The following is a 12,481-nucleotide window of genomic DNA, read 5'->3' as shown; positions in this document are numbered from 1 at the left end:
CAGGCTGCGATCTTTTGACAGTCTTGAAACCGCTGGAGATCAAGATCAAAAGATCGCAGCCTGCGGCAGCTCCTACAGAAGCCGGCGAGCTTTTCGGGGCTGTGGCGAATCATGGCTGTAACCCGTCCAGGCGATCACGCAAATGCCGCAGGGTGCGGATCATATACTTTTCCACCATGTTCTTGGACAGCCCCAAGCGTTCGGCGATTTCGGCCTGGGTCAGGCCTTCGATCTTCTGCCAGACGAACACCTTGCGGCAGTTGACCGGCAGCTCGGTGAGCGCCCGTTCGATGGAATCGGCCAACTGGATCGCGTGCATGAAATGCTCCGGGTCGCCGGACGACGACACACTGTGATCAATCGCCTCCGACTCCATAGCACTGCGCCGATCCTCACGCCGATACCCGTCCACCGCAATGTTTCGCGCGGTCTGGTGCAAATACGCCCGAGGTTGTTGCACCGCCGCCGAATCGGACTCAAGCACCCGCACGAAGGTGTCGTGGGCCAGGTCCTCGGCCTGCTGACGATTTCTCAGACGACGGGTCCAGGTGCCGATCAACTCTTCGTAATACTCGAAAAAGCCGTGTCTGCGGGGCAGCTTGGGGGTCATTGCGGTGTGCTGTGAGGAGGAGGCGCGAATAGTAATGCTTCCTATTAACTGGAAGCAATGGATTCCATCGATCCTCAGCGTCGGGTTTGATGCCCTCGGTTTGCGGTTTCTCTGGCAGATCGAGTCCTGTAATCGCGGTTGCTCAGGTCCATTGTGTGGCCTGTTGAGCCCGAAATCCTTCCGCCAACGCCAACTGACGACCGGTCTCAGAAACCCATTGTCTCTAAATATTACTTGCGTCATATTACATTCGTAATAAAGCACCGATTCTCACAGGTATTTGTCCATGACCAGCATGCCCAGCCTTGAACCCGACCTTGCTGTCGCAGTGACCACACCCAAGCCTCCCCTGCTTAAAAGGTTGCTCTCGCTGACGGCAGCTATTGCGGCCCTGGTGATCATCGGGCTGTACGCAACCCATTGGTGGACCGCCGGCCGCTTCATCGAAGAAACCGACGATGCCTACATCGGTGGCGACGTCACGGTGATCGGGCCGAAGGTCGCGGGGTATATCGAAGAAGTGCTGGTCACCGACAACCAGAAGATCAAGGCCGGCGATGTGCTGATCCGGCTCGACGCCCGCGACTATCGCGCCAACCTGGCGAAGGCCGAAGGTGCGGTGGCTGCCGAAGAAGCGTTACTCGCCAACCTCGACGCCACCGAACAACTGCAACACGCGGTGATCGGCCAGGCCCGCGCCGGCATCGATGCCGCCGGCGCCGAAACGGCCCGTTCGCGGGACGATAACGCCCGCTACAAACGCCTGGTGAACAGCAATGCCGTCTCGGTGGAAAGCGCACAACGGGCCGACGCCACCTTCAAGACTGCACAGGCGCAGAGTGCCCGGGCTCAGGCCGAACTGCTGGCTGCGCAACGTCAGTTGAACGTGATCGAAACCCAGAAGCAGCAAGCGCGCGCCGCGTTGATACAGGCACGGGCCGAGCGTGATCTGGCGCAGTTGAACGTCGGTTACACCGAGTTGAAAGCCCCCGTCGACGGCGTGATCGGCAATCGCCGGGCACGGGTCGGCGCTTACGCCCAGGCCGGTTCGCAACTGTTGTCGGTGGTGCCGGCCAGCGGACTATGGGTTGATGCCAATTTCAAGGAAGATCAGCTGTCGCGGATGACGCCAGGCCAGCGCGTGATCGTTCATGCGGATGTGCTCAAGGGACGTGAGTTCCACGGTCATCTGGACAGCCTCGCGCCGGCCAGTGGTTCGCAGTTCAGCGTGCTGCCACCGGAAAACGCCACCGGTAACTTCACCAAAATCGTCCAGCGGGTGCCGGTGCGAATCCTGCTCGATCCGGCCGACGGCGTGCTCGGTCATCTGCGTCCCGGCCTGTCGGTGACCGCCGAAGTGGATACCCGCGCCGAACCTGAAACCCCGACCGTGGCCAGCGCGCCATGAACCGCGCCCTCGCCGCCCCCACGCAGCCGTTCAACGCCGCCAACATGGCGACGGCGACCAAGGTATTCGCCTTCGCCACCATGTGCATCGGCATGTTCATTGCGCTGCTGGATATCCAGATCGTCTCGGCGTCGCTGCGTGACATCGGCGGCGGGCTCTCGGCCGGCGCCGACGAAACCGCGTGGGTGCAGACCAGTTACCTGATCGCCGAAATCATCGTGATTCCGCTGTCGGGCTGGCTGTCCCGGGTGTTCTCGACTCGTTGGTTGTTCTGCGCTTCGGCGGTGGGTTTCACCTTGGCCAGCCTGCTCTGCGGCGCGGCATGGAACATCCAGAGCATGATCGCCTTCCGTGCCCTGCAAGGGTTTCTCGGTGGTTCGATGATCCCGCTGGTGTTCACCACCGCGTTCTTTTTCTTCACCGGTAAACAACGGGTGATCGCCGCCGCAACCATCGGCGCCGTGGCCTCGCTGGCACCGACGCTGGGGCCGGTGATCGGTGGCTGGATCACCGACATTTCGTCCTGGCACTGGCTGTTCTACATCAACCTGGTGCCGGGGATTTTCGTCGCGGTGGCGGTACCGATGCTGGTGAAAATCGACCAGCCGGAATTGTCGCTGCTCAAGGGCGCCGACTACCTGAGCATGCTGTTCATGTCGGTGTTTCTCGGCTGCCTGGAATACACCCTCGAAGAAGGCCCTCGCTGGAACTGGTTCAGCGACAGCACGATTCTGACCACCGCCTGGATCAGCGGCCTGGCCGGATTGGCTTTCATCGGTCGAACCCTGCACGTGGCCAATCCGATCGTCGATCTGCGTGCCTTGAAAGACCGCAACTTCGCCCTCGGTTGTTTCTTTTCATTCATCACGGGGATCGGCCTGTTCGCGACGATATACCTGACGCCACTGTTTCTCGGCCGGGTGCGCGGTTACGGCGCGCTGGACATTGGCCTGGCGGTTTTTTCCACCGGGGTGTTCCAGATTCTGGCGATTCCGCTGTACGCCTTTCTGGCCAACCGCATCGACCTGCGCTGGATCATGATGACCGGCCTTGGGTTGTTCGCCTTGTCGATGTGGGATTTCAGCCCGATCACCCATGACTGGGGAGCTAAAGAGTTGATGCTGCCGCAAGCCTTGCGCGGGATCGCTCAACAACTGGCAGTGCCGCCCGCGGTGACCCTGACCCTCGGCGGACTGGCGCCCGCGCGGCTCAAACATGCTTCGGGGTTGTTCAACCTGATGCGCAACCTCGGCGGCGCGATGGGTATCGCCGCGTGCGCCACGATCCTCAATGACCGCACCAACCTGCACTTCACCCGGTTGGCGGAGAACCTCAACAGCACCAACGAAGCACTCAATCAGTGGCTGTCCCAGGTCGGCAACAACTTCGCGGCCCTCGGCCAGAGCGGTGACATCGGCGTCACCGCCAGCCTGCGTCAGTTGTGGCTGCTGACCTACCGCGAAGCGCAGACGCAAACTTATGGCGACACGTTCCTGATGATCATGGTCTGCTTCATCCTCGCCACGGCGATGGTGCCCTTGATGCGCAAGGTGCAACCACCGGCCGCGCCGAGTGCCGATGCGCATTGAGCCCGAGTCTTACTCTTGAGGCATTTTGCGGAAACCCACGGCCAGGCGGTTCCAGCTGTTGATGGTGGAAATCGCCACGGTCAGGTCGACCATTTCCTTGGGGCTGAACTCGGCGCTGAGCAGCGCATAGTCTTCGTCCGGCGCGTGGGTCAGGCTCAGTTGGGTCAAGGATTCGGTCCAGGCCAGTGCGGCGCGTTCACGATCGGTGAAGAACGGTGCCTCGCGCCAGGCCGTCACGGCAAACAGCCGGCGTGGCGTTTCCCCACCCTTGATGGCATCGGCGGTGTGCATGTCGATGCAGAAGGCACAGCCGTTGATCTGTGATGCGCGCAGCTTGACCAGTTCGATCAGCGACTTTTCAAGCGGCAGCTTCGAGACGGCGGCTTCCAGGGCCATCATGGCTTTCAGGGCATCTGGGGAGGCTGTATAGAAATCGATACGAGGTTGCATGGTGAGCTCCAATAACAGGTGGGGTTGGCGCTACGTTAATGCCGACCTGAGGTTGTACAAATAGCCAATTATTGGGAAGTTGAGGATGCCAATAGATCAGAAGATTTTCAGTGACTGTACCGGCGCTTTCGCGAGCAAGCCCGCTCCCACATTGGACTTCGCCGGACACAAAACCTGTGTTCACTGAAGATCTAATGTGGGAGCGGGCTTGCTCGCGAAGGGGCCCGAACAGGCAACCAACACATCAGCCGCTACGCTTGCGCAACCACTGCAAAAACCCTTTTTTCTCCACCATCTTGGGTGTTTCCTGAGCAAACGTCTGGGCCTTTTGCAAACGGAAATCGAGCAAAGTCTTCATCGCTTCGCTGATGTCATGCCGCGCCTCCAGGCACGGTTTGAGGTATTCCTTCTCGATCCGGTACAAACTGCAAAAAGTCTTGGCGCTGATGTCCGCCGGCACTGACGAGTCAGACAGTATCCCGGCCTCGCCAATCACCTCTCCCGGCCCCATGCGCCCGGACTCGAACTTGACCCCGCCACGGCTCAGTTCCACCGACACCACGCCTGATTCGATAATGAACAAATGATCGCTGACCTCCCCCGCCGACAAGATCATTTCCCCGGCGCGGAAGGTTTGCAGGGTCATGTTCTGGCTGAAGGCTTCCTTCTCTTCCTGGCGCAGGGTCGAGAAAATGCTCGAGCTTTCCAGCAATGCCAGTGGCCGTGACAGGGCAGCGGGCGAGTTGGGCTCAGCGCTCGACAGCAAGTTGATACCCGATGCCTGCAAGTGCCGGAATGCCAAGTCGAACAGCTGATTGCGCACCACGCGCTTCTGATCCATGGAGACCACGAAACCGCTGATTTCGTATTCCGCGCCGGTGCCGCAGGAGGTTTTCAACGCCACGCTCGCCGCCGGTTTGTTCAACAGAAGACGACAGCCCTGCATGGCCCGCTCCAGCGCATCGATCACCTTTTGCGGACGAGCATGGGGGCTTACTTGCAAGCTGATCGACACCCCGAAAATGTCACTGGGTCGGCTGAAGTTGATGATCTTGGCCTTGGCCGCCAACGAGTTGGGAATCACCGCCATGCTACCTTGCGCGGTTTGCAGGCGCGTGGCGCGCCAGTCAATGTCGATGACCCGGCCTTCGGTGCCGTCGATGGAGATCCAGTCATCCAGTTGATAGGGTTTGGTGGTGTTCAGGACGATCCCGGAAAACACGTCGCTGAGGGTACTTTGCAAGGCCAGGCCGACAATGATCGCCAACGCACCGGACGTTGCCAGCACGCCCTTGACTGGCAGATCGAGAACGTACGCCAGGGCGGCGATGATCGCGATCAGGAAAATCACTGCGCCGAGCAGATCCTGCAACAAACGCCCGGTGTGCCCGACCCGTTGCATCATCACCGCGCCGATCAACACCGTCAGGGTGCGCGCGCCGAACAGCCACCAGCCAATTTGCAAACCGGTCGCCGCCAGGTGCAATGGCACATTGTCGGCCCAGGGCGCCGGCTCCATGGGGTTCAAGCCTTCGTTGAACAGCAGCATGCTGAACAGCGCGAAAATCACCAGCCGCACCACCAGTTTCCAGTTGCTGCCGCTGGCCGTGATCAAACGCCACAATCCCAGATCGATCAGGATCAGAATCAGCGCGCTGAGCAACGGGTGATCGGTAAGCAGTGACAGCATCAAGCAACTCCAGTAAGGGCCAATGGCGCGAAGATCTCACAGATTGGGCACAGTGTAGGAGCAATTGATGGCCTGAGAACAACACAAAACACTGTGGGAGCGAGCCTGCTCGCGATGGCGGTAGAACAGACACATTTGCAGTGACTGTCGGACCGCTATCGCGAGCAGGCTCGCTCCCACAGTTGATCAGTGTTTACTTGGCGTTAGTCAGGGTGTTGTAGCTTGTCATCAGATTGCGGTAGTCCGGAATGTGGTTGGAGAACAAAGTCGCCAGACCTTCCACGTCGTTGCGCCAGTCGCGATGCAGTTCACAGGCCAGGCCGAACCAGGTCATCAGTTGGGCGCCGGACGAAGACATGCGATCCCAAGCCGATTGACGGGTCAGTTCGTTGAACGTGCCGGAAGCATCGGTCACCACGAACACCTCAAAACCTTCGGCCAGTGCCGACAGCGCCGGGAACGCCACGCAGACTTCGGTCACCACACCGGCGATGATCAGTTGTTTCTTGCCAGTGGCCTTGATCGCCTTGACGAAGTCTTCGTTGTCCCAGGCATTGATCTGGCCTGGGCGAGCGATGTACGGCGCGTCCGGGAACAGTGCCTTGAGTTCCGGCACCAGCGGGCCGTTGGGGCCGGTTTCGAAACTGGTGGTCAGAATCGTTGGCAGCTTGAAGTACTTGGCCAGGTCGGCCAGGGCCAGCACGTTGTTCTTGAAACGGTCCGGATCGATGTCGCGCACCAGAGAAAGCAAACCTGCCTGATGATCGACCAGCAGAACGGCGGCGTTATCCTTGTCGAGACGTTTGTAGGAAGTAGTCATGGGGTAATCCTCGCTTTTTATCGATGCCGAACGGGCCGGCGGAAGTGAACTCTGATTTTTCGTTTAAACGTGGCCAGGCAAGCGTAGTCAGCCAAACCCGGCACGCCACAGCGCAACAACAATGATTTCAATCACTCATCCGGCCAAAGCGTCCCGACTGGAAGTCGGCAAAGGCCTGGTGAATTTCCTGCTCGGTGTTCATCACGAACGGGCCGTGGCCAACAATGGGCTCGTCAATCGGCTCACCGCTTAGCAGCAACACCACGGCGTCGTTATTGGCTTGCAGACTGAGCTGATTGCCATCGCGCTCGAACAACGCCAACTGCCCTTCCCGAACCAGTTCCACACCATTGACCTGAACCGTGCCGCGCAGCACCACCAGTGCGGTGTTGCGCCCTTGGTGCAGATCCAGGGTCAGCAACTTGCCGGCGTTCAAGCGAACGTCCCATACGTCGATTGGCGTAAAGGTCCGCGCCGGGCCGCTGTGGCCTTCGAACTCACCGGCGATCAAGCGCAGGCTGCCAGTGTTGTTCTTCAGTGGGATGCTCGGAATGTCAGCGTCGAGAATCGTCTGGTAACCGGGCTCGGCCATCTTGTCCCTGGCCGGCAGATTGACCCACAGCTGCACCATTTCCAGGGTGCCGCCGCTCTTGGCGAAAGCTTCGGAGTGGAACTCTTCATGGAGAATCCCCGACGCTGCGGTCATCCATTGCACATCGCCGGGGCCGATTTTGCCGCCGCTGCCGGTGGAGTCGCGGTGTTCCACTTCGCCCTTGTAGACGATAGTCACGGTTTCAAAACCGCGGTGCGGATGCTGACCAACGCCACGACGCTCGGTGGTCGGGGTGAATTCGGCAGGGCCGGCGTGATCCAGCAGCAGAAACGGGCTGATGTGTTTGCCCAGGTTGTCGTAGGAAAACAGCGTGCGAACCGGAAAACCGTCGCCGACCCAGTGAGGTCGTGGGCTGGTGTAGATACCGATGATGTTTTTCATCTTTTCCTCCAAATCTGTTGTGTGACGCGATGGACAAAGCTTAAAACCGGCGCCTTTGGTGCGCTAGACTGCAAAAATCAGCCTTAGCGTTCTATTTGGAGAACGATGGTGGAAGACCTCAACACCCTTTACTACTTCACCCAAGTGGTGGAGCACCGCGGTTTCGCCCCGGCCGGACGCGCGCTGGACATGCCCAAATCCAAGCTCAGCCGACGCATTGCCGAGCTCGAAGAACGCCTCGGTGTGCGCTTGCTGCACCGCAGCAGCCGGCATTGCTCGTTGACCGAAATCGGCCAGGCGTATTACCAGCGTTGCCTGGCCATGCGGGTGGAAGCCGAAAGCGCCGCCGAACTGATCGAACGCAATCGCTCCGAACCCCAAGGCCTGGTGCGCATCAGTTGCCCGACAGCACTGCTGAATTCCTGGGTCGGGCCGATGCTGACCCGCTACATGCTCAAATACCCGCTGGTGGAGTTGTTCATCGAAAGCACCAACCGCCGGGTCGACCTGATCCACGAAGGGTTCGATATCGCGTTGCGCGTGCGCTTTCCACCGCTGGAAAACACTGACATGGTGATGAAGGTGCTGGGCAACAGCACCCAATGCCTGGTGGGGAGTCCGGCATTTGTGCAGCGCTTGTCGTCACCGGCTACGCCGGCTGATCTCAGCGGTCTGCCGAGCGTGCATTGGGGTGGCGCGCAGCGGGAATATCAGTGGGAATTGTTCGGTGCCGATGGCGCCAGCGCGCTGATTCGTCATACCCCGCGGATGGTCACCGACGACTTGCTGGCCTTGCGTCATGCGGTGCTCGCCGGCATCGGCATCGCCCACCTGCCCAGTGTGGTGGTGCGCGATGAGATTGCCGCCGGCCGACTGGTGGAACTGGTGCCGGGCTGGGCACCCAAGTGCGGGATCGTGCATGCGATCTTCCCGTCACGACGCGGATTGCTGCCGTCGGTGCGGACCTTGATCGACTTTCTGGGCGAGGAATTTAGCCATAGCGATATTGCTTAAAAGCTTCAGACCTGGCTCGAATCTGCGCTCAAATGCTTGTCCAGCAATGACATAGCGTGCTGCAACCGATCGACGGCTTCATTGAGCAGCACCGTGTTCCCTTCATTGATGACACGCTCCAGTTGCTCGCAATGCTCGATCAAACGCACCGCACGGACCATGCGCGCACCGCCCTTGATGCGGTGCGCCAGGGCTTGCAGGTCATGGCGATTGCCTCTGGCGTGCGCCTCGAGCAGATCATCCCGATCAACCCGGTTGGTCACCGCCAGTTCGCGCACCAGCCGATCGAGCAGTGTGCGGTCCGCACCAACGTATTGCTCCAGGCCACTCAAGTCCATCTCGGGCGGGGGTTGCTCTTCGAGCGTCTCTGGCAACTCATTCACAAACCTGGACGCCAGCCATGCGCTCAAATCCGCCAGTAGAATGGGTTTGAACAGGCAGTCGTCCATGCCTGCCTCCAGGCAGCGGACTTTTTCCTCACGCTGCGCATTGGCGGTAAAGCCCAGAATCAGCGTCGACGGTAATCCCTGGACGCGCTCTTCGTCGCGTATTGCACCCGCCAGTTCATAACCACTGAGCCTGGGCATATTGCAGTCGGTAACCACCAGATCGAACTCATGTTCGCGCCACAGCTCCAGCCCCCGGGCGCCCTCTTCAGCCTCCAGAACACGATGCCCCAGGTGGCTCAGTTGCCATGAAAGCAACAAACGATTAGCCGGGTGATCGTCGACCACCAGAATCGTCAGTGGTCGCGTCGGCACCTGCACCCCGCTATCCACTGCCGCAATGGAAGGCAACGGTTGCAGTGCGATCAGCTCAAGGGTGATGTCGACCTGTGTGCCTTGCCCAAGGACGCTGTCGAGTTGCAACTGGCCGCCCATCATTTCGCACAGGGTGCGGCTGATTACCAGGCCCAACCCGGAGCCGCCGCGAGCTGACTGCTGGTTATTGCTGGCTTGGGCGAACGGGCTGAACAACCGTTGCCGATCGACGTCACTGATGCCAATGCCAGTGTCTTCAATGCGCACACTGACCGTCAGATGCTCCGGCGTCACGGGCGTCACCCGCAGCGTCAGGCTCACCTCGCCCTCACGGGTGAACTTGATGGCGTTGCTCAGCAGATTGGACAGCACCTGCTTGAAACGGGTGGGGTCGATCAACACGTCGCAATCGCTGTGTTCATCCAGATCGATTCGCCACGCCAGTTCATTCTGCCGTGCAAGGCCTTCGAAAACCCGACACACCGACTCCACCAACTCCCGAAGATTGGCGCGTTCAGGTGTCAGGGATAAATGCCCGGACTCAATACGGGCGATGTCCAGAATGTCACCGATCAGCGCCAATAATTGTTGTGCGGCACCGGACGCCACCTCAATGGCAAAGCGATCGGTGACGCCCTCGTCCGCACGTTTGAGGGCCAGTTCGAGCATGCCGATCAGGGCGTTCATCGGTGTGCGGATCTCATGACTCATGGTGGCCAGAAAAGTGGTTTTTGCGCGGTTGGCATCGTCCGCTTCGTTCTTGGCCTCCTGCAATTGCCGTAACCAGTGCTGGCGCTGACGGATTTGCCGGCGCTGCCAGGCGATCCAGCCCAGGGCGAGCAACAACAGGGCGCCAGCTACGGCAAACGCCTGAAGAATGCCTTGACGATGGCGTAGCCAATAGCTGTCATCCAGCACCACATCATTGCTCCAACGGGCCACCAGATCGTCCATTTCCTGAGGCGAAATGCTCAGCAACGCCTTGTTCAGAATCGAATGCAACTCCAGCGCGCCGCGGTGCGTGGCCAAGGCGATACGGGCGGGTTGGTCGCCGACGGTGCTGCTGACGCGCAGGCGATCCGGGTAGTGCCGAGCGATCAGGTAACGGGCGACGATCAATGAACTGAGCGTCGCATCAGCCTGCCCCTTGATCACCCGTTCCATGCCCTCGGCCGGGCTTTGCACTTCGACCAGGCGCACCTGCGGCGCCCGGGCCTGCAGGAACCCGAACAACGGATGACCACGATAAATCGCCAGGCGTTTACCGGCCAGATCGTCCAGCGTCCTTGGGCTGCCCGTCGTCGTTGCACTGACCAGCACAAATGGATTGCTGAGGTAGGCGCGTGTAAACAGCAATGCGTCTTCGCGCTCGGTACTGGGAGTGACCACAGGCAACAGGTCGATTTCGCCGTCCTGGAGTTGCTCAATCTGCCGGTCCAGTGAGTGGCCGCGTTGCACCTGAAAGGTCAAACCGCTGCGCTGGCTGATCAGCGTCAGCAACTGCGCCGTCACCCCGTTGAACCGGCCTTGGGCATCGTAGAACGTCAGCGGGGCAAAGTTGTCGATCGCACCGACAGTGACCGTCGGATGCCGGTCCAGCCAGCGTTGTTCACTGGGGCTCAAACGCACCTGTTCCTGACCCGCCGCATTAGCCCTGCCGGCACTCCAGCGCACTTCGATGACCACGCGTTGTTCCATCGGAATCGCCGCCAGAGCCTTGTCGATGATGCTTTTGAGACGCGGATTGTCCTTCGCCAAAGCAAAGCCGAATGGATTGGCATCCAGACCGGAAGGCCCCGCCAGATGAACATTGTTGAGGTAGTTATTGTTGATCAGATAATTGGCGCTGATGAAGTCGCCGAGGTACACATCGTCTGGCCCGAACGCTACCGCTCCGAGCGCATCGAGTGCCGAGGGATAGAGTTGCAAACTTGCATCGGGATAAAAATCTTCAACGGTCTGCGCCTGCAAATAGTCTTCGACCATGGCGATGCGTTTGCCGGCAAGGTCGACGGGCATTCGCTCGTTCAGGCGGGTGACCAGCATGGGCTGATCTTCGGCATAGGCTCGGGACCGGGTCAGCGCGGGGTCGCCCGCTTCGAAGTTGTTCGAGGTCCCGAGCAGATCCAGCTCATGTCGTTTGAGGGCGTCCATGGCGGCCTCACGAGTGGCATAACGCAGCACATCGATTTTGACATGCAGCAGTTGCCCCAGCAGCTCGGCGTAATCGGCCGTGATGCCCTCCAGTTCATCGCGGTGACGCGTCACTTCGAACGGCGGGTAATCCGCCCCCGTTACACCCAGGCGAAGGGCTCGTTTATCGCGTAGCCATTGCCAGTCCTTTTCATCCAGCTTGACCTCAAAGCCCTCCACGGTGGAGCGCCCCAGCAGATGCAACCGCTGCGGCTCGTCAGCCAGTGCCGATGAAACGTGCGGCACAAGGCTCAACATCAAGGCCAACAGGACGATGCGCACGGTCGGTTTCATTCAGATCAGATGATTGCGCTTGGCGAAGTCCCGCAGGTGCACCGCCGCGTTCACGCCAAGCTTTTCGATCAAGCGGGTCTTGTAGGTGCTGACGGTCTTGTGACTCAGGTGCATAAGCTCAGCGATGGCCTTGTTACTCGTGCCCCGGGCCAGGTATTGCAGGATGGTCAGTTCGCGGTTGGAGAGTTTGTCGATCATCTGTTTTTCGCTGCGTTGCAGGGCGTCCTGCGATCCCGAAGGCAGCCGCGCAAAATAGGTGTAACCGGTCATGACCGCATGCACGGCTTTATGCAATTGACTCAGGTCGTTGGTCTTGGCGACATACGCCATGGCCCCGGCGCGCATGCAACGCTCTTGAAAAAACAGCGGATCCAGGGACGTGAAAACCAGTACCAGACATGACCAGTCACTGGCCCTGATCCGGTCCAGCACATCCAGCCCATCGCCCTCGGGCATGACCAGATCCAGCAGCACCAGCGTGGGTGAATGCTCTCGGAGCATCGACAACGCCTCGCTACCGCTGGACGCCTCATAAATCCGTTTGAAACCCTCCTTCTCCAACACGATTTTGACTGCGGCGCGTACCACCGGATGATCGTCCACAATCAGCACTGACTTCATGGTAACTCCCTGTGCAAAGATCTGACGATTGCGCACC

10 protein-coding genes are annotated in these 12,481 nt (G+C 59.8%); 3 read left to right on the top strand and 7 right to left on the bottom strand.

Annotation, left to right across the window (positions count from 1 at the left end; genetic code table 11):
• Window positions 1–109: 109 nt before the first annotated feature.
• Window positions 110–610 (bottom strand): sigma-70 family RNA polymerase sigma factor, encoded by a 501-nt coding sequence (locus ACQKPC_RS10395; RefSeq protein ID WP_427624424.1) that lies wholly within the window; start codon window positions 608–610, stop codon window positions 110–112.
• 286 nt (window positions 611–896) lie between these two features.
• On the opposite strand from ACQKPC_RS10395, the gene ACQKPC_RS10390 reads away from it, so the two are divergent.
• Together ACQKPC_RS10390 and ACQKPC_RS10385 are read left to right on the top strand one after the other, a co-directional pair.
• Window positions 897–2,018: an HlyD family secretion protein gene (locus ACQKPC_RS10390; RefSeq protein ID WP_427624422.1), complete on the top strand. Its 1,122-nt coding sequence runs from the start codon at window positions 897–899 to the stop codon at window positions 2,016–2,018.
• Window positions 2,015–3,607 (top strand): DHA2 family efflux MFS transporter permease subunit, encoded by a 1,593-nt coding sequence (locus ACQKPC_RS10385; protein WP_427624420.1) that lies wholly within the window; start codon window positions 2,015–2,017, stop codon window positions 3,605–3,607. The genes ACQKPC_RS10390 and ACQKPC_RS10385 overlap by 4 nt, the downstream gene beginning before the upstream one ends.
• Before the next feature lie 9 nt (window positions 3,608–3,616).
• Here the strand turns inward: ACQKPC_RS10385 and ACQKPC_RS10380 are convergent, their stop codons facing one another.
• The 4 genes from ACQKPC_RS10380 to ACQKPC_RS10365 all read right to left on the bottom strand — a co-directional run bounded on the left by ACQKPC_RS10380 (window position 3,617) and on the right by ACQKPC_RS10365 (window position 7,561).
• The gene (locus ACQKPC_RS10380) at window positions 3,617–4,057 is read right to left on the bottom strand and encodes a carboxymuconolactone decarboxylase family protein (RefSeq protein WP_008011502.1); all 441 of its coding nucleotides are present in this window, start codon (window positions 4,055–4,057) and stop codon (window positions 3,617–3,619) included.
• Window positions 4,058–4,301: 244 nt separating this feature from the next.
• Window positions 4,302–5,747 carry a mechanosensitive ion channel domain-containing protein gene (locus tag ACQKPC_RS10375; RefSeq protein WP_427624417.1) on the bottom strand — a complete coding sequence of 482 codons (1,446 nt, stop codon included), beginning with the start codon at window positions 5,745–5,747 and terminating at the stop codon, window positions 4,302–4,304.
• 193 nt (window positions 5,748–5,940) lie between these two features.
• On the bottom strand, window positions 5,941–6,567 hold the full coding sequence (gene ycaC / locus ACQKPC_RS10370) for an isochorismate family cysteine hydrolase YcaC (protein WP_052963111.1): 627 nt from the start codon (window positions 6,565–6,567) through the stop codon (window positions 5,941–5,943).
• A 127-nt stretch (window positions 6,568–6,694) separates the two neighbouring features.
• Window positions 6,695–7,561 (bottom strand): pirin family protein, encoded by an 867-nt coding sequence (locus ACQKPC_RS10365; RefSeq protein WP_427624414.1) that lies wholly within the window; start codon window positions 7,559–7,561, stop codon window positions 6,695–6,697.
• 105 nt (window positions 7,562–7,666) lie between these two features.
• Here ACQKPC_RS10365 and ACQKPC_RS10360 point away from each other — a divergent pair, with 105 nt between their 5' ends.
• A complete protein-coding gene (locus tag ACQKPC_RS10360) occupies window positions 7,667–8,575 on the top strand; it encodes a LysR substrate-binding domain-containing protein (RefSeq protein WP_427624412.1) in 909 nt (302 codons plus the stop codon).
• Window positions 8,576–8,580: 5 nt separating this feature from the next.
• On the opposite strand, the gene ACQKPC_RS10355 is transcribed toward ACQKPC_RS10360, so the two are convergent.
• Both ACQKPC_RS10355 and ACQKPC_RS10350 read right to left on the bottom strand, forming a co-directional pair.
• Entirely contained in the window at window positions 8,581–11,823 is a 3,243-nt protein-coding gene (locus ACQKPC_RS10355) for an ATP-binding protein (RefSeq protein ID WP_427624410.1), read from the bottom strand.
• Window positions 11,824–12,444, bottom strand: coding sequence for a response regulator (locus tag ACQKPC_RS10350; protein ID WP_427624408.1), 621 nt, complete (start codon window positions 12,442–12,444; stop codon window positions 11,824–11,826).
• Window positions 12,445–12,481: the final 37 nt, after the last annotated feature.

Origin of the sequence: Pseudomonas sp. NPDC089918 (assembly GCF_050280605.1) — a bacterium.
GTDB lineage: Bacteria > Pseudomonadota > Gammaproteobacteria > Pseudomonadales > Pseudomonadaceae > Aquipseudomonas.
This window is presented reverse-complemented; position numbering and strand designations above follow the sequence as displayed.

Excerpts from the sequence above, each read along its gene's own strand:
- ACQKPC_RS10355 (WP_427624410.1), bottom strand. The coding sequence starts at position 11,823 with ATGAAACCGACCGTGCGCATCGTCCTGTTGGCCTTGATGTTGAGCCTT.
- ACQKPC_RS10360 (WP_427624412.1), top strand. The coding sequence starts at position 7,667 with ATGGTGGAAGACCTCAACACCCTTTACTACTTCACCCAAGTGGTGGAG.
- ACQKPC_RS10375 (WP_427624417.1), bottom strand. The coding sequence starts at position 5,747 with ATGCTGTCACTGCTTACCGATCACCCGTTGCTCAGCGCGCTGATTCTG.
- ACQKPC_RS10380 (WP_008011502.1), bottom strand. The coding sequence starts at position 4,057 with ATGCAACCTCGTATCGATTTCTATACAGCCTCCCCAGATGCCCTGAAA.
- ACQKPC_RS10350 (WP_427624408.1), bottom strand. The coding sequence starts at position 12,444 with ATGAAGTCAGTGCTGATTGTGGACGATCATCCGGTGGTACGCGCCGCA.
- ycaC (WP_052963111.1), bottom strand. The coding sequence starts at position 6,567 with ATGACTACTTCCTACAAACGTCTCGACAAGGATAACGCCGCCGTTCTG.
- ACQKPC_RS10385 (WP_427624420.1), top strand. The coding sequence starts at position 2,015 with ATGAACCGCGCCCTCGCCGCCCCCACGCAGCCGTTCAACGCCGCCAAC.
- ACQKPC_RS10365 (WP_427624414.1), bottom strand. The coding sequence starts at position 7,561 with ATGAAAAACATCATCGGTATCTACACCAGCCCACGACCTCACTGGGTC.
- ACQKPC_RS10390 (WP_427624422.1), top strand. The coding sequence starts at position 897 with ATGACCAGCATGCCCAGCCTTGAACCCGACCTTGCTGTCGCAGTGACC.
- ACQKPC_RS10395 (WP_427624424.1), bottom strand. The coding sequence starts at position 610 with ATGACCCCCAAGCTGCCCCGCAGACACGGCTTTTTCGAGTATTACGAA.